Source organism: Pseudomonas sp. SIMBA_068 (genome assembly GCF_046534705.1).
GTDB classification, from domain to species: Bacteria; Pseudomonadota; Gammaproteobacteria; order Pseudomonadales; family Pseudomonadaceae; genus Aquipseudomonas; species Aquipseudomonas putida.
Genome location: NZ_JAWRYI010001201.1, coordinates 1 through 250 on the forward strand (window position 1 = coordinate 1; position 250 = coordinate 250).

Below are 250 nucleotides of genomic sequence, written 5' to 3' on the forward strand. Positions count from 1 at the left end.
TGGGGCAGCGAACCGTTTCGCTGATGGAGAAAAAAATGAAAAAAGGCACCGTTCTTAATTCTGATATTTCATCGGTGATCTCCCGTCTGGGACATACCGATACGCTGGTGGTGTGTGATGCTGGTTTACCCATCCCCAAAAGTACAACGCGTATCGATATGGCATTAACCCAGGGTGTACCTTCTTTTATGCAGGTGCTGGGCGTCGTCACAAATGAAATGCAGGTTGTACTGACCCCAAAAAGTTGGAC

General features: G+C 47.6%; 1 protein-coding gene. It reads left to right on the top strand.

Going from position 1 to position 250, the window contains the following annotated elements; all coding sequences use genetic code 11:
* Positions 1-35 precede the first annotated feature (35 nt).
* The coding region (rbsD, locus tag SB756_RS33335) for a D-ribose pyranase (protein WP_410913666.1) at positions 36-250 on the top strand (215 nt) is incomplete at its 3' end.